Origin of the sequence: Streptococcus sp. 1449, from assembly GCF_013276805.1 — a bacterium.
GTDB classification, from domain to species: Bacteria; Bacillota; Bacilli; order Lactobacillales; family Streptococcaceae; genus Streptococcus; species Streptococcus pseudopneumoniae.
This window is the reverse complement of sequence record NZ_VMLS01000029.1, coordinates 11,337-28,148: the sequence shown is the minus strand read 5'-3', so window position 1 is coordinate 28,148 and position 16,812 is coordinate 11,337. Positions and strand designations below refer to the sequence as shown.

The following is a 16,812-nucleotide window of genomic DNA, read 5'->3' as shown; positions in this document are numbered from 1 at the left end:
ATTAGTTGGTTAGCTCCTCTCTATAAAGGTCAGAAATAGTCAATGTTTTTTGATGAAGAGAGAGATTGGAAATTGTTTTTTGACCAAGTTCTTCTGTCAGTTGTGCTATCAATGGAGCTAGACTTCTTTCCTCAATCTCTAATTGACAACTAACACCATTGATAATTGTATAATCTTCTATTTTGTCTAATATACTTTTAGTCTTAAAATCAAAGCTTATCTGATACAGTTTGTCATGGATGATTTGCTTAACCTTTCCTGATTTGAGCAATCTACCATTATTAAAGAGGGCGTAATTATCTGCATATTTTTCAACCTCCAGAAGATTATGAGTAACGATAATAATGGTATGCCCCTTGCTAGCTAACTTTTGCAATAATTGCCATTGCTTTTCACGACGAATGGGGTCAACATCATTTGTTGGTTCGTCAAGAAGAATGATGTCTGAGCTACCGATTAGTGTCATAGCGAAGGAAGTTAGTCTTTTGAGACCGCCCGAAAGATCCTTACCTTTTTTGTAACGATAGTCTTCAATTTCTAAATCAGTGAGAAGCTGGCTGATTGTTTTTTCTAGTTCTTGGGAACTCAATCCTCGCATTTTTCCAAGTATTTCTAAATTTTGTTCTACGGTTAATTTGTCGAGTGGGGCATATTGTTGAGACATATAACTAATTAAGGTGCGTGCTTGTTTACGATTGTATATAAAAGAAATATCACCATACAAAATATCTCCTTGGTCAGGTTTAGTAAAACCAATCATTTGATTCAATAGAGTAGATTTTCCAGCTCCATTGTGTCCCAAAAAAGCCGTGATTTTTGCTGGTGATATTTCTAAGGAAATATGATTATTGGCTAAGTGCTGACCATCAAAAGATTTAGTCAAATTATCAATTACGAGTTTTGCAGTTGTCATAACTTTAATTCTCCGTACTTAGAAAAAATTTCCCAATCGTCTTCTTTACCTGTGCCGCATGTTGGACATTCATCAAGATAGCGTCCCCAAGAATCGTGTGTGAATGAGGCTCCGTTTTCATAATTGATTTCGTATTGATGGTTAAGGCTAATTGGTTCCGTATATTGAGTTAATAATCGGATAGTTTCATCAACAATGGCAGAAGTCAGTTGAAATATTGCTGGACCATAGGCTATTGTAGGGATTGTTTTTGTAATCGTACGAACACCGTGGAATTGTTCAAGGAATAGAGTGTCAATTTTTGTATAATAAATATTTAAACAATCAAAACAGCCTGTTTGGTAAGGGATAACTGAATAGACACGACCACGACTAACTTGACTGGCGCCAAATATACAGGGAATATTTTTTGTAACGATTGCTTTATTTACGATACGTTGAATATCATATTGAGGTTCATCAATCACACATATCGTAATATCAACATCATCAAGTAAAGGAATCAAGTCACTTACAGAGGTGATACGTATATTATGGGTTTCTACTTCAATATCGGAATTCATTTTTGTAACTTCTCTATGGGCAATTTGAACTTTAGATAAGCCAATATCATCTTCCTTGTATAGAAATTGTCTTCCTAGATTACTTTGCTCAACAATGTCAAAATCCACTATTTTTATCTTTTTAGGTCCCAAGCCTGCTAGTAATGTCAGTATGTTAGAACCCCCACCACCAAGACCTAGTAAAAGGATAGTAGACTGATGAATTTTTTTCTGTGTTGCAATACTATCTTGGAAGCTATTTAAATAGCGACTGAAATAATATATATTTGAATGATAACGTTCTTTAATATCCTGAATTTCGCCCGCTTCTTCGAGAACCCCCTCATTATCTAAGAGTTCAAGAGCGCCTGTGATGTCTTCTTCAGTTAAATCATCATATTTTGTTAGTATGATATTGAGAATATCTTGAAAAGGACGTCCGTCCAAAATATTGACTAAATTCCACATTTTATTATTATCATCCTTAATTTCTGTGGTTATACCAATTTGTAGCCCAATCCTAAATAAATTTTTATGAAGTTTATAAACAGGATATATTTCTTTTATTCTTGGATGATAGAATTTCATTTTAACCTCACTATTTTATTAAAAAAGGAAGACGAGGTGATTATAAATCATATATCCTCGTCTTGCAACTCCCAGTTCCTATTACAAATGGAAATAAGTAGAAAGAAAATGGTGAACCTATCTACTCAATTCCAACAGTAGGAATAAATAGAAAAGAACTCCTCTAAAAACTCAATTTTAAAATGCTAATTTTTCAACCTTTTCTGGTTACTAAACATAGAAAACCGGTAGTTTTTAGAGGTGCCCAAAATTTAGAAAACACCCCAGCTAATATCAGTTTTAGCAATAACTTTACGCACTTGAATATTTTTCATTTTTGTAACTCCTTTCATATTTGATAAGAATATTGTATAATAAATTAACGATTTTTTTATCAGCATGTCATAATTGACGTATTTGACGTTATAATTGGCAAAATCATGCTTGTAGTGAGGAATTTGATGTTAAAAGTTGCGATTTGTGATGATTCTAATAGGGATGGTAGTCAGCTAGAAAACTTACTCTTATCTTATAAGGACATCAAAATAGAAACGAGTGTTTATACGAATCCCCAAAAACTATTAGAACAATTGACAGAGAAGTACAGTTGTGTTTTTTTGGATATCGAGATGCCACAGATAACAGGAATTGATATGGCACAAAAAATCCGTAAGGTAAACCCTTTTATCCCGATTATCTTTGTTACCAGTTATCGAGATTATATGGAGCAGGTTTTTGAAGTGCAGACTTTTGATTATTTACTTAAACCAGTGACTTCTAAAAAATTATATAAAACTCTGGATAGAGTGGTACGTTTTTTGAATTTAGGGCAAGCTGTATTTACGTTTACTTTTGGAAAGCAGCATTATTCACTGCCTTTAAATGACATTGTATTTTTTGAAAAGGATAAGCGTGCTGTCTTTATTTACACTAAAGATCAGACTTACAAAGCTTTGCTTAAAACGAAAGATATTTTAGAGAAATTACCTGATTACTTTATTCAAATTCATTCTTCCTATATTATCAATCCTAGATATGTGACAGAGTTTGATTCGCAAATAGTCACAATTTTAAATGGAATGGATGAAAATCACCTTCCAATTAGCCGAAAATTTCAAACGTCTTTTAGAGAAAAGTATTATTATTATCTTAGTGAGAGGAATTTTTAATGTTAGTCAGTTTGCGGATTGTGAGTATTCTGTTTGATTTATTTTTGGGAATTATTTTCTTTTATAGACCTCTGTCCCAAAAAGAAAAGTCTAGGAGAATTTGTATCTTTACTTCTCTCCTTTTATTTTTCCATGCCTTGTTGACGATATTATTTTCAGGAGCTAATCTTTTCTTAGTAGGGAATCTTATTCTCAGTATCGCAGAGTATTATTTTTTAGGTCTTTATTTTGGATATGCTGTTCAAGAATCTTCGTTTTGGATTTTTTGTCAGATGAGTCTAACTTTACTAGCTGGTACTATACTCAATCAAGCAGTGCAACTATTTTCCCCTTTATCAGTCATTTCAGAAAATCTAATAGCCATGCTTTTTTATCTCGCTGTAGCTTTTCTTTTATCATTGCTAGTGACCCTGGTTCTTCGACAACTTTTTCGTGCACATCAAAAGTTAGTTTATACTGTTTCTAAAGGGACTTGGTTATACCAGTTTATTGTACCATTTTTGTCCATTTGTTTTGCTTTTACAGTATCAGCGATTCAAGGGCAAGTGTTTGAGAAGGATTATCTTTCTTTTGTTTCTGTATTAGCCCTCATTGTGTTAACGTTCTCTTCTCTCTATTTCACCCTATATCTTTCTCAGCAACAACAGAGGTATTATCAAAGCATACTAGAGACGGAACAGATGACCTTTCAACTGAGAGAAATGAAACAATCTAAAAAAGATTATAGGAGGATTCAAAGGATTCAACACGATTTGAAAAATCAACATTTAATCCTCCTTGCACTTTTAAAAGAAGATCCTGAACAAGCGAAGTCTTATCTCCAAAGCATGACAAATAGTATAGAGAACCAAACTGTCTGTTACTCCAAGAATACAACAATTAACTTTTTACTCAATCAAAAATTACAGGATAAGGTAGAGGACATACAATTGGAAATTGATTGTTTTGTACCTCAACGATTAGAAATCAATCCAGATATTTTAGCGGTTTTACTTGGTAATTTGTTGGACAATAGTCTTGAAGCCTGTATGCGCTTGAGTAATAAAGAAGATAGGGTCTTGATCTTAGGAATACGATATTTTCAGAAGAAACTCTTTATTGCTATCGAGAATTCATTTGATGAGAATGAATTGGTAATACGAAAGGAACGTCAGACAGAGGGATGGGGGCTTAAAAATATTGAGAGACTTGTAACCAATCATAGGGGAACAATGAAGAATTTCATTCAGAATGGACGTCATAAAACAGAAGTGATTCTTCTTGTCTAACTAGGGTTTGTTGCTATCTTAATCAAAATAAAGCAAGTCTTTGCTGGTGCTTGTAAAGAGGTCGAAGCCATCCTTGGTAACAACACCACAGTCTTCGATACGAACACCGACTTTACCAGGGATATAGATACCTGGTTCAACAGAGAAGCACATGCCTTCTTCGATGACCATGTCGTTTCCTTCCATGATAGATGGGAATTCATGGACATCCATACCGATACCGTGACCGAGACGGTGGTTGAAGTACTCACCATAACCAGCTTTTTCGATGACCTCACGGGCAGCGCGGTCCACTTCATGAGCAGTCACACCTGGCTTGATAAAGTCAAGAGCAGCTTGTTGGGCTTCAAGAGTCAAGTTGTAAATATCTTTCTTGAATTGGTCTGGTTTGCCGACAGCGACTGTACGAGTCATATCTGACGCATAGCCATTGACCAGAACACCCAGGTCAAAGAGGAGAAGAGCATCATTTTCAACCTTATTAGCTGCTGGAATGCCGTGTGGATTTGCAGCATTATCACCAGTCAAGACCATGGTATCAAAGCTCATTTCATAGCCTTCACGTTTCATGGCAAAGTCAATTTGTGCGATGATATCTGTCTCAGTCTTATCAAGAGAAATATTGTTAAAACCAACATGAACAGCCTTGTCAGCATAAAGACCTGCAACCATCATTTTTTGCACTTCGTCAGCTGATTTGATGAGGCGCATGCGTTGGATACGAGGTGTGAGGTTTTCAAACTCAGCAGTTTCAAAGACTATTTTCAAGCCATGATATTTGGTCAAGATAAGATTGTCAAACTCAACAGCGACACGTTTGAAGGCAAGCTGTGGAAGAGCATGTTTGATTTTTTGCCATGGATTTTCAGAATCCACATAGCCCACTACTGGGAAGGAAACGGTGCTAGTAGCACGCTCAACTTCAAGAGCTGGGACAAAGAGGAGAGGTTCCTGATCCGCTAGGACAAAGAGGAACATTTGGCGTTCATGGGGATCACTGTAAAAACCAGTGAGGTAATTGATTGTGACGGGGTCAGATACGACAGCGACGTCTAGTTTTTCTGATTCAAGATATGTTAGGATTTGTTGTAATTTAGACATATGCTACCTTCTTTCTACCCCTCTATTTTGGCAAAAAAAGAGAGAAAATGCAAGGGAGAAGGGTAAAAGAAAAGACAAAAAAACTCCGACAAGATAACGGAGTTCTTTGATATAGTTTCACTTTGTTTAAGAAAAGTCAGCCTTGCTTTTGACATCACTGTATTCTTCAGCGATTTCTTGGCTGAGAATATCTTCATAGGCAGGGAGTTGGATGTCCTGACCATATTTCTTCTTGAGGGCTGTAGTGACTAGGCGATAAGCCAGATTGGCATTACGAGAGAGGATAGGCCCGTGGAAGTAGGAACCAAAGACATTCTTATAATGAACCCCTTCGCCGACCTTTTCTTCGTTATTTCCATTTCCATAGACAACCTGTCCCAGTGGTTTTTGATCATCTGAGAGGAAGGTACGACCCTGATGATTCTCAAATCCATAGTAGGTTTCATTGAAATCTTCATTATGAATCTTGATGTCACCGATAAAACGGTTATTGGTCTGGTTGAGGGTGTAATGGCCCATGACACCTAGCCCTTCGATACGTCTCCCTGAAGCTTCAATATAATATTGACCCAATAGTTGGAAACCACCGCAGATAGCCAGAACCACACCGTCGTTTTGGATGTAGTTGTCAATGCTCTCTTTTTTAGCAGGTAGGTCGTCTGCAATGATACTCTGTTCAAAGTCTTGACCACCACCAAAAAAGGCAATGTCGTAATGATTTTCGTCAAAGTCATCATGGAGTGAAACGATGTCAACGGTCACATGGGCTCCCAGTTTTTCAGCCACATACTTGAGCATGAGGATGTTTCCATTGTCCCCATAGGTATTCATGAGGTTACCGTAGAGATGGGCAATGTTGATCTGATAGGGGTAATTGCCAGCTTTTGAGGAAAGTGAAGTATAAACCATTAGTTCATCTCCTTTCTAACAATCTGACGACTAGCCAGCAGTTCGCGGAATTCCAGCATAGCAGTATAGGTAGCTAGGATATAGGCATGCTTGCAGTCTTGGTTCTCAATTGTTTTAAGAACTTGTTCCAGACTACTTGTTTCAGCGATTTTATCAGCTGGATAGCCAGTTACTCGGAGACGGCGAGCAATTTCAGAATGACGAATACCGCCAGCGTTGATTTCAGGGATGTCCATGTCAGTGATTTGTTCAAAATCAGCATCCCAGATCCAGCTTGTATCAATTCCGTCTGCATAGTTAGCGTTAAGGAGGACAGATAGGCTAAATGGATAAGGTGCTAGTTTAATCATTTCGATAGCTTGAGTTGCACCGACTGGATTTTTAATCAAGACGAGGGTACATTTCTTGTCCCCAATATGGAAGGTTTCTTGGCGTCCAAAGACAGCACGGCTCTTATCAAATCCTTGCTTGATTAGTTGTGAATCTGCACCAAGGAAACGGGCGATAGCTACAGCAGCTAGGGCGTTATAGATATTGTAGAGCCCACCGATTTGAATACCGTATTCTTGTCCGTCAATGACAAAGCGAGAGCGATTGTTGGTTAACTCAACTAGTTCTGTCAAGCGATAGTCGAGATTAGGACGTTTACATCCACAACCTTCACAGATATAGGCACCCAAGTTTGCATAAGTATTATGCTCATATTTGAGGATGCCTTGGCAGTTAGGGCAGATAATCCCTTCTGTATTGTAGTGAGCCAGTTGGGCTGGCCCTTTCTCCAAGTCAAAACCAAAATACTGTATAGGATTTGGGAAAGATGGTTTGTAGAAAAGTGGGCTGTCTCCGTTAAGGAGAACAGTAGCAGTTGGAACTTTCCGAATGGCATCCAATATCATGTTATAGGTAGTATAGATTTCACCGAAACGGTCCATCTGATCACGGAAGATATTAGTAATGACAAAAAGACTAGGCTGGATATAGTCACAGATACGAGATAGACTGGCTTCGTCAATTTCGAGGACGGCAATATTTTTCCCAGTTTTTGAAGATTTGGCTGTTAGGAAGGTTGTTGCAATTCCTGTAATCATGTTGGCACCGCTTGGGTTGGTTAGAACTTGACCATAAACCTCTTTTAAAATGCCGACAGTGAGGGCAGTTGTCAGGGTTTTTCCATTTGTTCCAGTGACCACGACAATCTCGTAGTTCTTAGCTAGGTTTTGTAAAATATCTTTATCAAATTGAAGGGCGACTTTCCCTGGGAGCGTACTTCCACGTCCAAGACGGCTTAAAACGAAGTGGGAAGAACACCCAGCAAGAAGGCCCAAAGTAGTTTTTAATTTCATGTTTCTATTATATCACAAAAGAGGGAAAAGACAGATTTGATACTCAATGAAAATCAAAGAGCAAACTAGGAAGCTAGCCGCAGGCTGTACTTGAGTACGGCAAGGTGAAGCTGACGTGGTTTGAATTTGATTTTCGAAGAGTATGAGATTTCGCAGAAATGAAAACAGCCCTCAGAGGGCTGTCAGTTAAGATGTGATCTCAACTTAAATCGCAAACAAGTCATTCAAGTTCTCAGCCAAAGTTGGGTGAGTGAAGATTTGTTTTGTGAAGTAAGTGTAAGGAATCTTGTTGTCCATAGCAACAGTGATGATGTTGATGATTTCTTGAGAACCTTCTGAGAAGATGCTTGCTCCAAGAATTTCTTTGGTTTCAGTATTAACAACAGCTTTGAAAGCTCCGCGAAGGTTTCCATTTACGTGACCACGAGGCATGGCTGCAACAGGAATTTCCTTAACAGCGTATGGAAGTTTCAAATCTGCTGCTTGGCTTTCAGTCAAACCAACTTGTGAAAGTGCAGGTGTGATAAACATGGTGTTTGGTACATTGAGACGGTCTTCAAGTGTGTAGCTGCCATCTCCAGCAAGGTAGCTGTAGACAACACGGAAGTCATCAAGTGAAATGTAAGTAAATTGAAGGCCACCGTTGACATCCCCAACTGCAAATACACCAGGAACGTTTGTTTGACAATGTTTGTCTACTTTAATAGCACCACGTTCAGTAAGTTCAATATCTGTATTTTCAAGTTGAAGTGGTTCTACATTTGGTTTACGTCCAGTTGCGTAGAGAAGGGCATCGAAACGGTAAGTTTCGTCTTCAGTTACGATAAGCACTTGGTCACCGTCGTTTTTAATTTCAGTAGTATGGATATTTTGAAGCAATTCAATACCGTCTTCTTCCAGGTATTGTTTAGCAAGAGCTGCGATGGAAGGTTCTGCACGAGGTAGGAATGTATCCAAGGCATCTAGGACTGTAACCTTGCTTCCAAGTTTGTTGTAAAGGCCAGCAAATTCAAGACCGATATTTCCACCACCAAGGACTCCAAGTTTTTCAGGCAATTTGTCCAAATTTTGGATACCTGTTGAGTCAAAGACGTTCTTGCTTGTAGCAAGTCCAGGGATAGGCAAGACGTTTGAAACAGCACCAGTGTTGATGACGATTGTTTCAGCAGTCAGTTCTTTCTTTTCATCACCAGCTTGGATTTCGATGACTTTATTTGAAAGGAAGTGAGCTTCCGCATCAAAAATATCTACGCCTGTACCTGCAACAGTAGCATAGTTTTTACCGTTGAGGCGACCAGTGATTGTGTTTTTAGTAGCAATCACTTCTTCAAAAGACAAGTCTTTCTCAGCAGCAACTAGCAAAGTTTTAGTTGGGATACAACCAATGTTGATACAAGTTCCACCGTACATAGCCTTGCTGCGTTCAACGAGGGCAACTTTTTTGCCAGCTGAAGCCAATTTACCTGCTAGTGTTTTACCAGCTTTACCAAATCCAATAACAATTAAATCGTATGTTAACATTTATCTTCCTCCTATTCGAATTTCATTCTAGCACAAGAAAAAAACTTTTGCACAATTCTGCTACGGAAAAGACAGAAAAAGATAAAAACGCTTTCCAGACAAAAAACTAGTAATTTTTTGACAAGCTTGATAAACTAAAATCCTATCTATTTTTATATAAGATAGAATAAATGTTCGAAAATAGGAGGTTTTATGAAATCGAATCGTTATATTATTGCCTTTGCTGGGGTCATTTTACACTTAATGCTGGGTTCGACTTATGCTTGGAGTGTTTATCGTAACCCTATTATTGAAAAAACGGGATGGGATCAGGCTTCTGTTGCCTTTGCCTTTAGTCTAGCAATCTTTTGTTTGGGCTTATCGGCTGCATTTATGGGGCGTTTGGTAGAAAAATTTGGTCCGAGAGTCATGGGGAGTCTATCTGCTTTTCTATACGCAGGTGGAAATATCTTAACAGGATTTGCAATAGACCGTCAGGAACTGTGGTTGTTGTATCTAGCTTATGGCATTTTAGGTGGGCTTGGTTTGGGAGCAGGCTATATTACCCCTGTGTCAACGATTATAAAATGGTTTCCTGATAAACGTGGTCTCGCAACAGGTTTAGCGATTATGGGGTTTGGTTTTGCTTCTTTATTGACTAGTCCCATAGCGCAACATCTCATCGCAGGGGTAGGGCTTGTAGAAACTTTTTATATTTTAGGTGCAAGTTACTTTATTATCATGCTCCTAGCTTCACAATTCATTAAGCGTCCAAATGAGCAAGAGCTTGCAATTTTATCTGCTTCAGGGAAAGAAAAAACAGACTCTCTGACGCAAGGGATGACTGCAAATCAGGCTCTAAAAAGCAATCGGTTTTATATACTTTGGATTATTTTCTTTATCAACATAGCTTGTGGTTTAGGCTTAATTTCAGCGGCATCGCCAATGGCACAGGAGATGGCTGGCTTGTCTACAAGTCATGCAGCAGTAATGGTGGGCGTTTTAGGGATTTTCAATGGATTTGGTCGCTTGCTCTGGGCGAGCTTATCTGACTATATCGGTCGCCCTCTAACCTTTAGTATATTACTGCTTGTCAATCTTTTCTTTTCTCTTTCACTTTGGATCTTTACAGATTCCGTTTTATTTGTAGTCGCTATGTCTATTTTGATGACTTGCTATGGAGCTGGTTTTTCATTGATTCCAGCTTATCTCAGTGATATTTTTGGAACCAAGGAATTGGCCGCTCTGCATGGTTATATTTTAACGGCTTGGGCAATGGCTGGTTTAGCGGGACCTATTTTATTAGCAGAGACTTATAAAATGGCTCATTCTTACACACAAACCTTGTTCGTTTTTATCATTTTATATAGTATCGCCTTGGCTTTGTCTTATTATCTAGGTCGTTCAATCAAAAAGGAAAGCCAAAAACCGTTTACATGATTTTCTGTAGAAATGGGGCTATCTTTTGCTCTGGTCTTGTGTTATACTAGATAGGTTGCAAAGAAAACAGTACTTTTCTTTTGTGGAAAAGAAGCAACACGATTTTGTATCCAGTATATGAAAATACGTCATAAAAAGAAAAGTATACACTAAGCCCTATAGGGTGGCTTCGCACCACCTTTAGAAAGAAGAATAACGTGAAATTTAATGAATTAAACTTGTCTGCTGATTTGCTAGCAGAGATTGAAAAAGCTGGTTTTGTAGAAGCCAGTCCGATCCAAGAACAAACCATTCCCTTGGCCCTTGAAGGCAAGGACGTTATCGGTCAAGCTCAGACTGGTACAGGAAAAACTGCAGCCTTTGGCTTGCCTACCCTTGAAAAAATCCGTACAGAAGAAGCGACTATCCAAGCCTTGGTGATCGCTCCAACTCGTGAACTCGCTGTCCAAAGTCAAGAGGAATTGTTCCGTTTTGGTCGTAGCAAGGGAGTCAAAGTCCGCTCAGTATACGGCGGATCAAGCATTGAAAAACAAATTAAGGCTCTTAAATCTGGTGCCCATATCGTGGTGGGAACACCTGGTCGCCTCTTAGACTTGATCAAACGCAAGGCCTTGAAATTACAAGATATTGAAACGCTTATCCTTGACGAAGCGGATGAAATGCTCAACATGGGCTTCCTTGAAGACATTGAAGCTATCATCTCCCGTGTCCCTGAAAATCGACAAACTCTTCTTTTCTCAGCAACTATGCCAGATGCCATCAAACGTATCGGTGTTCAGTTTATGAAAGAACCTGAGCATGTGAAGATTGCTGCTAAGGAATTGACAACAGAATTGGTTGATCAATACTATATCCGAGTTAAGGAACAAGAAAAATTTGATACTATGACACGTCTCATGGATGTGGAGCAACCTGAGCTTGCTATCGTATTTGGTCGTACCAAACGTCGTGTGGATGAATTGACTCGTGGTTTGAAAATCCGTGGCTTCCGTGCAGAAGGAATTCATGGAGACCTAGACCAAAACAAACGTCTTCGTGTCCTTCGTGACTTTAAAAATGGAAATCTGGATGTTCTAGTTGCGACGGACGTTGCAGCGCGTGGTTTGGATATTTCAGGTGTGACCCATGTCTATAACTACGATATTCCACAAGATCCTGAAAGTTATGTTCACCGTATCGGTCGTACAGGTCGTGCCGGTAAGTCAGGTCAGTCTATTACTTTCGTATCACCAAATGAAATGGGCTACCTCCAAATCATTGAAAACTTGACCAAGAAACGCATGAAAGGTCTCAAACCTGCAAGTGCAGAAGAAGCCTTCCAAGCTAAAAAACAGGTAGCTCTCAAGAAAATCGAACGTGATTTTGCAGATGAGACTATCCGTGCTAACTTTGAGAAATTTGGTAAGGATGCTCGTAAGCTAGCTGCCGAATTTACTCCAGAAGAATTGGCAATGTATATCTTGAGTCTGACTGTTCAAGATCCGGATAGCCTTCCAGAAGTGGAGATTGCGCGTGAAAAACCACTGCCATTTAAACCATCAGGTAATGGCTTCGGTGGTAAAGCTAAGGGAGGTCGTCGTGGAGATGACCGTCGAGACCGTGATCGTCGAGACCGTGATCGTCGAGACCGTGATCGCCGTGGTAATGGTCGTCGGGATGATTTCAAAAAAGGAAGTCGTGGCAATGATCGTTTTGATAAAGACAGACGTTACCGTAAGGATAATAAAAAACCACGCAATACTTCAAGTGAAAAGCAAACAGGCTTTGTTATTCGTAACAAGGGAGATAAATAAGAAAAAGCGGTTCAAAATGAATCGCTTTTTTATATAAGGAGACCAAGGGTGAAAGAAGATGGTGATAGCAAAGGATAGGTGAAATGGAAAGGTATTATCAACCCACCTTCTTATAATGATATAATATCAAATATAAATTAGGTTGTCAATAAGAAAACATAATTTTCTAAAATATTTCAGCTAGTCTAAATTGCAATTAAATAAGCAATTTTCAGATAATAATTGAAAATTCAATCTGTTTATGTTATAATGATAGCGATTAAATTCGAGGTGAAAAATGGCACATTTATTAGAAAAAACAAGAAAGATTACATCAATTTTGAAGCGCTCAGAGGAGCAGTTTCAGGATGAGCTTCCTTACAACGCTATTACGCGTCAGTTAGCGGATATTATTCATTGCAATGCCTGCATTATCAATAGTAAGGGACGTCTGCTTGGCTATTTTATGCGTTATAAAACAAATACAGATCGCGTAGAGCAATTCTTCCAAACTAAGATTTTCCCAGATGACTACGTTCAAGGGGCTAATATGATTTACGAAACAGAAGCAAATTTGCCTGTTGAGCATGATATGAGTATTTTCCCTGTTGAGAGTAGAGAAGATTTTCCAGATGGCTTGACGACTATTGCACCGATTCATGTATCGGGGATTCGCCTTGGTTCTTTGATTATTTGGCGCAATGATAAAAAATTCGAAGATGAGGACTTGATTCTTGTTGAGATTGCCAGTACCGTTGTTGGGATTCAGCTTCTTAACTTCCAGCGTGAAGAAGATGAGAAAAATATCCGTCGCCGTACTGCTGTCACCATGGCGGTTAATACCCTTTCTTACTCCGAACTCCGTGCTGTTTCAGCAATTTTAGGGGAATTAAATGGAAATGAAGGGCAGTTGACTGCATCAGTGATTGCAGACCGTATCGGAATTACCCGCTCTGTGATTGTCAATGCCCTTCGTAAACTTGAATCTGCGGGAATTATTGAAAGTCGCTCACTTGGAATGAAGGGAACCTACCTTAAGGTCTTGATTTCAGATATTTTTGAAGAAGTGAAGAAAAGAGATTACTAATGACTAAAGCTTTAATTTCGATTGATTATACAGAAGATTTTGTTGCTGATAGTGGTAAATTGACAGCAGGGGCTCCAGCTCAGGCTATTTCGGATGCCATTAGCAAGGTGACTCGATTAGCTTTTGAACGGGGAGATTATATCTTCTTTACTATTGATGCTCATGAAGAAAACGATTGTTTTCATCCAGAAAGTAAACTATTTCCTCCTCATAATCTGATTGGGACTAGTGGACGCAATTTATACGGAGACTTGGGGATCTTTTATCAAGAGCATGGTTCAGACAGTCGTGTCTTTTGGATGGATAAACGCCATTACTCAGCTTTTTCAGGGACTGACCTAGATATTCGTTTGAGAGAGCGTCGCATTTCTACAGTTATCTTAACAGGTGTCTTGACGGATATCTGTGTCCTGCATACAGCTATTGATGCCTATAATCTAGGTTATGACATCGAGATTGTTCAACCAGCTGTTGCTTCCATCTGGCCTGAAAATCATCAATTTGCCCTAGGTCATTTCAAAAATACACTTGGAGCTAAGTTAGTAGATGAAAATCTAAATGAAATTTTAGAGTAATTTGGTTGATGAAATGAAAAAAATTGAAAAAAAGTGTTGACAAGCATCCCAAAAGTTGATATACTAGTAAAGTAATCGACGCGGGGATGGCGGAATTGGCAGACGCGCAGGACTAAGGATCCTGTGACCGCTTTAGGTCGTGAGGGTTCAAGTCCCTCTCTCCGCATAGGATAAGAGTTAGCTTAGGCTAGCTCTTTTGTATTTCTCTAAAAAATTAGAATCCAGTCAAATGTAGTGGAGAATCAGCGAAAATATGGGAAAGCTGATCCTTGTTTCTGCTTTTGTATAGAAGAATAATAAAGATTATCTTCTTCAAATTCTCCGATATTCTCTAAAGTTTTGTGCAAGTTGCACAGAATTTTTTTGTTTTTTTGGTCACCTTGCCATAGAAATGTAAAACGTTTTCATCTATAATATAATTATCAAAAACAAAAGGAGTTCACCTCATGGTAGAATTGAATCTTAAAAATATTTACAAAAAATATCCAAACAGCGAACACTATTCAGTTGAAGATTTCAACTTGAATATCAAAGATAAAGAATTTATCGTTTTCGTAGGTCCTTCAGGATGTGGTAAATCAACAACCCTTCGTATGATTGCTGGTCTTGAAGACATCACAGAAGGTACTGCATCTATCGATGGCGTGGTTGTCAACGACGTAGCTCCAAAAGACCGTGACATCGCCATGGTATTCCAAAACTACGCTCTTTACCCACACATGACTGTATACGATAACATGGCTTTCGGTTTGAAATTGCGTAAATACAGCAAAGAAGACATCGACAAACGTGTGCAAGAAGCAGCTGAAATCCTTGGATTGAAAGAATTCTTGGAACGTAAACCAGCTGACCTTTCAGGTGGTCAACGTCAACGTGTTGCCATGGGTCGTGCCATCGTCCGTGATGCAAAAGTATTCTTGATGGACGAACCTTTGTCAAACTTGGATGCAAAACTTCGTGTATCAATGCGTGCTGAAATTGCGAAAATCCACCGTCGTATCGGAGCTACAACTATCTACGTAACTCACGACCAAACAGAAGCGATGACACTTGCAGACCGTATCGTTATCATGTCAGCAACTAAGAACCCTGCTGGTACAGGTACTATCGGACGTGTTGAGCAAATCGGTACTCCTCAAGAAGTTTACAAAAACCCAGTTAACAAATTCGTTGCAGGATTCATCGGAAGCCCAGCAATGAACTTCATCAATGTGAAATTAGTTGGTAGCGAAATTATTTCTGATGGTTTCCGTTTGAAAGTTCCAGAAGGAGCATTGAAAGTTCTTCGCGAAAAAGGCTACGAAGGTAAAGAGTTGATTTTCGGTATCCGTCCAGAAGATGTGAATGCAGAACCTGCTTTCCTTGAAACATTCCCAGACTGTGTTGTAAAAGCGACTATCTCTGTATCAGAACTGCTTGGTTCAGAATCTCACCTATACTGCCAAGTTGGTAAAGACGAATTTGTTGCTAAAGTTGATGCTCGTGATTACTTGCAAACAGGTGCAACAGTTGAACTTGGATTTGACTTGAACAAAGCACACTTCTTCGATGTAGAAACTGAAAAAACAGTCTATTAAAATAAATAAAATTCAAAGCAGTACAAGAAAAGATATCTCTTTATCGATTGTAGTGGAGAGATATCAGTTAGTCTAGGGAGAGAAACAAAATGCTTCTCTCCTTTTTGCTAGGGAAGTCATATTATGTATCTATCTTGTGACGTGCCTTGAATAAAAATGGTCGTCTTATTTGACTTATAGGGTGACTAGCAAATGAAATATTGTTTTCCCTTTCTTCTTTACTGGAAAATATGCTATAATAGAGAGTAAAAACTTTGAAAGAAAGAAAAATATGAATTTAAAAGATTACATTGCAACAATTGAAAATTATCCAAAAGAAGGTATCACCTTCCGTGATATTAGTCCTTTGATGGCTGATGGAAATGCTTATAGCTACGCTGTTCGTGAAATTGTTCAGTATGCTACTGACAAGAAAATTGACATGGTTGTAGGGCCTGAGGCTCGTGGATTTATTGTGGGCTGTCCAGTTGCCTTTGAGTTGGGAATTGGTTTTGCACCTGTTCGTAAACCAGGTAAATTGCCACGTGAAGTCATTTCTGCTGACTATGAAAAAGAGTACGGTGTTGATACCTTGACTATGCATGCGGATGCAATCAAACCAGGTCAACGCGTTCTTATTGTAGATGACCTCTTGGCAACAGGTGGAACTGTTAAGGCAACTATCGAGATGATTGAAAAACTTGGTGGTATTGTAGCAGGTTGTGCCTTCCTTGTTGAATTGGATGAATTGAACGGCCGTGAAAAAATCGGGGACTACGATTACAAGGTTCTTATGCATTATTAATGAAAAACAGTCCCTAGGGCTGTTTTCTCTACATTAGGATATAAAAATAGACTATAGCTAGTTAGAGAAAAACTATAATTGAAAACTATATCTTCTTGCAGTATAATAAAAGGACTATGTGTTTGAAATTTAGTTTCATACTCAATGAAAATCAAAGAGTAAACTAGCCGTAAGCTGCTCAAAGTACAGCTTTGAGGTTGCAGATAGAACTGACGAAGTCAGCTCAAAACACTGTTTTGAGGTTGCAGATGAAACTGACGAAGTC

Annotated in this window: 14 protein-coding genes and 1 tRNA gene; 9 read left to right on the top strand and 6 right to left on the bottom strand. The window is 38.7% G+C overall.

Annotation, left to right across the window (positions count from 1 at the left end):
• Nucleotide 1: 1 nt before the first annotated feature.
• Nucleotides 2-913, bottom strand: coding sequence for an ABC transporter ATP-binding protein (locus HT687_RS06670; RefSeq protein WP_000205301.1), 912 nt, complete (start codon nucleotides 911-913; stop codon nucleotides 2-4).
• On the bottom strand, nucleotides 910-2,043 hold the full coding sequence (locus HT687_RS06665; protein ID WP_000675233.1) for a ThiF family adenylyltransferase: 1,134 nt from the start codon (nucleotides 2,041-2,043) through the stop codon (nucleotides 910-912). The genes HT687_RS06670 and HT687_RS06665 overlap by 4 nt, the downstream gene beginning before the upstream one ends.
• Before the next feature lie 440 nt (nucleotides 2,044-2,483).
• Here HT687_RS06665 and HT687_RS06660 point away from each other — a divergent pair, with 440 nt between their 5' ends.
• Complete coding sequence (locus tag HT687_RS06660; RefSeq protein ID WP_050222884.1) at nucleotides 2,484-3,191, top strand: LytTR family DNA-binding domain-containing protein; 708 nt, start codon at nucleotides 2,484-2,486, stop codon at nucleotides 3,189-3,191.
• A complete protein-coding gene (locus HT687_RS06655) occupies nucleotides 3,191-4,459 on the top strand; it encodes a GHKL domain-containing protein (protein WP_000961370.1) in 1,269 nt (422 codons plus the stop codon). Before HT687_RS06660 ends, HT687_RS06655 begins: the two co-directional genes overlap by 1 nt.
• Before the next feature lie 18 nt (nucleotides 4,460-4,477).
• On the opposite strand, the gene HT687_RS06650 is transcribed toward HT687_RS06655, so the two are convergent.
• The 4 genes from HT687_RS06650 to HT687_RS06635 form a co-directional block, all read right to left on the bottom strand.
• The gene (locus HT687_RS06650; protein WP_054388477.1) at nucleotides 4,478-5,560 is read right to left on the bottom strand and encodes a Xaa-Pro peptidase family protein; all 1,083 of its coding nucleotides are present in this window, start codon (nucleotides 5,558-5,560) and stop codon (nucleotides 4,478-4,480) included.
• A gap of 126 nt (nucleotides 5,561-5,686) precedes the next feature.
• Nucleotides 5,687-6,469 carry a lipid II isoglutaminyl synthase subunit GatD gene (gatD, locus tag HT687_RS06645; protein WP_054388476.1) on the bottom strand — a complete coding sequence of 261 codons (783 nt, stop codon included), beginning with the start codon at nucleotides 6,467-6,469 and terminating at the stop codon, nucleotides 5,687-5,689.
• Complete coding sequence (gene murT / locus HT687_RS06640; protein WP_138699600.1) at nucleotides 6,469-7,812, bottom strand: lipid II isoglutaminyl synthase subunit MurT; 1,344 nt, start codon at nucleotides 7,810-7,812, stop codon at nucleotides 6,469-6,471. The genes gatD and murT overlap by 1 nt, the downstream gene beginning before the upstream one ends.
• A 204-nt stretch (nucleotides 7,813-8,016) precedes the next feature.
• Nucleotides 8,017-9,333, bottom strand: coding sequence for an FAD-containing oxidoreductase (locus HT687_RS06635; RefSeq protein WP_023933921.1), 1,317 nt, complete (start codon nucleotides 9,331-9,333; stop codon nucleotides 8,017-8,019).
• 192 nt (nucleotides 9,334-9,525) lie between these two features.
• On the opposite strand from HT687_RS06635, the gene HT687_RS06630 reads away from it, so the two are divergent.
• The 7 genes from HT687_RS06630 to HT687_RS06600 all read left to right on the top strand — a co-directional run bounded on the left by HT687_RS06630 (nucleotide 9,526) and on the right by HT687_RS06600 (nucleotide 16,547).
• Entirely contained in the window at nucleotides 9,526-10,752 is a 1,227-nt protein-coding gene (locus HT687_RS06630) for an OFA family MFS transporter (protein ID WP_138707136.1), read from the top strand.
• A 197-nt stretch (nucleotides 10,753-10,949) separates the two neighbouring features.
• Nucleotides 10,950-12,545 carry a DEAD/DEAH box helicase gene (locus HT687_RS06625; RefSeq protein ID WP_138707137.1) on the top strand — a complete coding sequence of 532 codons (1,596 nt, stop codon included), beginning with the start codon at nucleotides 10,950-10,952 and terminating at the stop codon, nucleotides 12,543-12,545.
• Nucleotides 12,546-12,822: 277 nt separating this feature from the next.
• Entirely contained in the window at nucleotides 12,823-13,611 is a 789-nt protein-coding gene (gene codY, locus HT687_RS06620; protein WP_000940723.1) for a GTP-sensing pleiotropic transcriptional regulator CodY, read from the top strand.
• A complete protein-coding gene (locus HT687_RS06615) occupies nucleotides 13,611-14,186 on the top strand; it encodes an isochorismatase family cysteine hydrolase (protein WP_000158719.1) in 576 nt (191 codons plus the stop codon). Before codY ends, HT687_RS06615 begins: the two co-directional genes overlap by 1 nt.
• An 80-nt stretch (nucleotides 14,187-14,266) precedes the next feature.
• Nucleotides 14,267-14,352: transfer RNA gene (locus tag HT687_RS06610), tRNA-Leu, on the top strand.
• Nucleotides 14,353-14,632: 280 nt separating this feature from the next.
• Entirely contained in the window at nucleotides 14,633-15,763 is a 1,131-nt protein-coding gene (gene ugpC / locus HT687_RS06605) for a sn-glycerol-3-phosphate ABC transporter ATP-binding protein UgpC (RefSeq protein ID WP_000229957.1), read from the top strand.
• Between the two features lie 271 nt (nucleotides 15,764-16,034).
• On the top strand, nucleotides 16,035-16,547 hold the full coding sequence (locus HT687_RS06600) for an adenine phosphoribosyltransferase (RefSeq protein WP_023933925.1): 513 nt from the start codon (nucleotides 16,035-16,037) through the stop codon (nucleotides 16,545-16,547).
• The last annotated feature ends 265 nt before the right edge of the window (nucleotides 16,548-16,812 follow it).

Coding starts and splice junctions, on each gene's coding strand:
- HT687_RS06670 (WP_000205301.1), bottom strand. CDS start 913: ATGACAACTGCAAAACTCGTAATTGATAATTTGACTAAATCTTTTGAT.
- HT687_RS06665 (WP_000675233.1), bottom strand. CDS start 2,043: ATGAAATTCTATCATCCAAGAATAAAAGAAATATATCCTGTTTATAAA.
- HT687_RS06660 (WP_050222884.1), top strand. CDS start 2,484: ATGTTAAAAGTTGCGATTTGTGATGATTCTAATAGGGATGGTAGTCAG.
- HT687_RS06655 (WP_000961370.1), top strand. CDS start 3,191: ATGTTAGTCAGTTTGCGGATTGTGAGTATTCTGTTTGATTTATTTTTG.
- HT687_RS06650 (WP_054388477.1), bottom strand. CDS start 5,560: ATGTCTAAATTACAACAAATCCTAACATATCTTGAATCAGAAAAACTA.
- gatD (WP_054388476.1), bottom strand. CDS start 6,469: ATGGTTTATACTTCACTTTCCTCAAAAGCTGGCAATTACCCCTATCAG.
- murT (WP_138699600.1), bottom strand. CDS start 7,812: ATGAAATTAAAAACTACTTTGGGCCTTCTTGCTGGGTGTTCTTCCCAC.
- HT687_RS06635 (WP_023933921.1), bottom strand. CDS start 9,333: ATGTTAACATACGATTTAATTGTTATTGGATTTGGTAAAGCTGGTAAA.
- HT687_RS06630 (WP_138707136.1), top strand. CDS start 9,526: ATGAAATCGAATCGTTATATTATTGCCTTTGCTGGGGTCATTTTACAC.
- codY (WP_000940723.1), top strand. CDS start 12,823: ATGGCACATTTATTAGAAAAAACAAGAAAGATTACATCAATTTTGAAG.
- HT687_RS06615 (WP_000158719.1), top strand. CDS start 13,611: ATGACTAAAGCTTTAATTTCGATTGATTATACAGAAGATTTTGTTGCT.
- ugpC (WP_000229957.1), top strand. CDS start 14,633: ATGGTAGAATTGAATCTTAAAAATATTTACAAAAAATATCCAAACAGC.
- HT687_RS06600 (WP_023933925.1), top strand. CDS start 16,035: ATGAATTTAAAAGATTACATTGCAACAATTGAAAATTATCCAAAAGAA.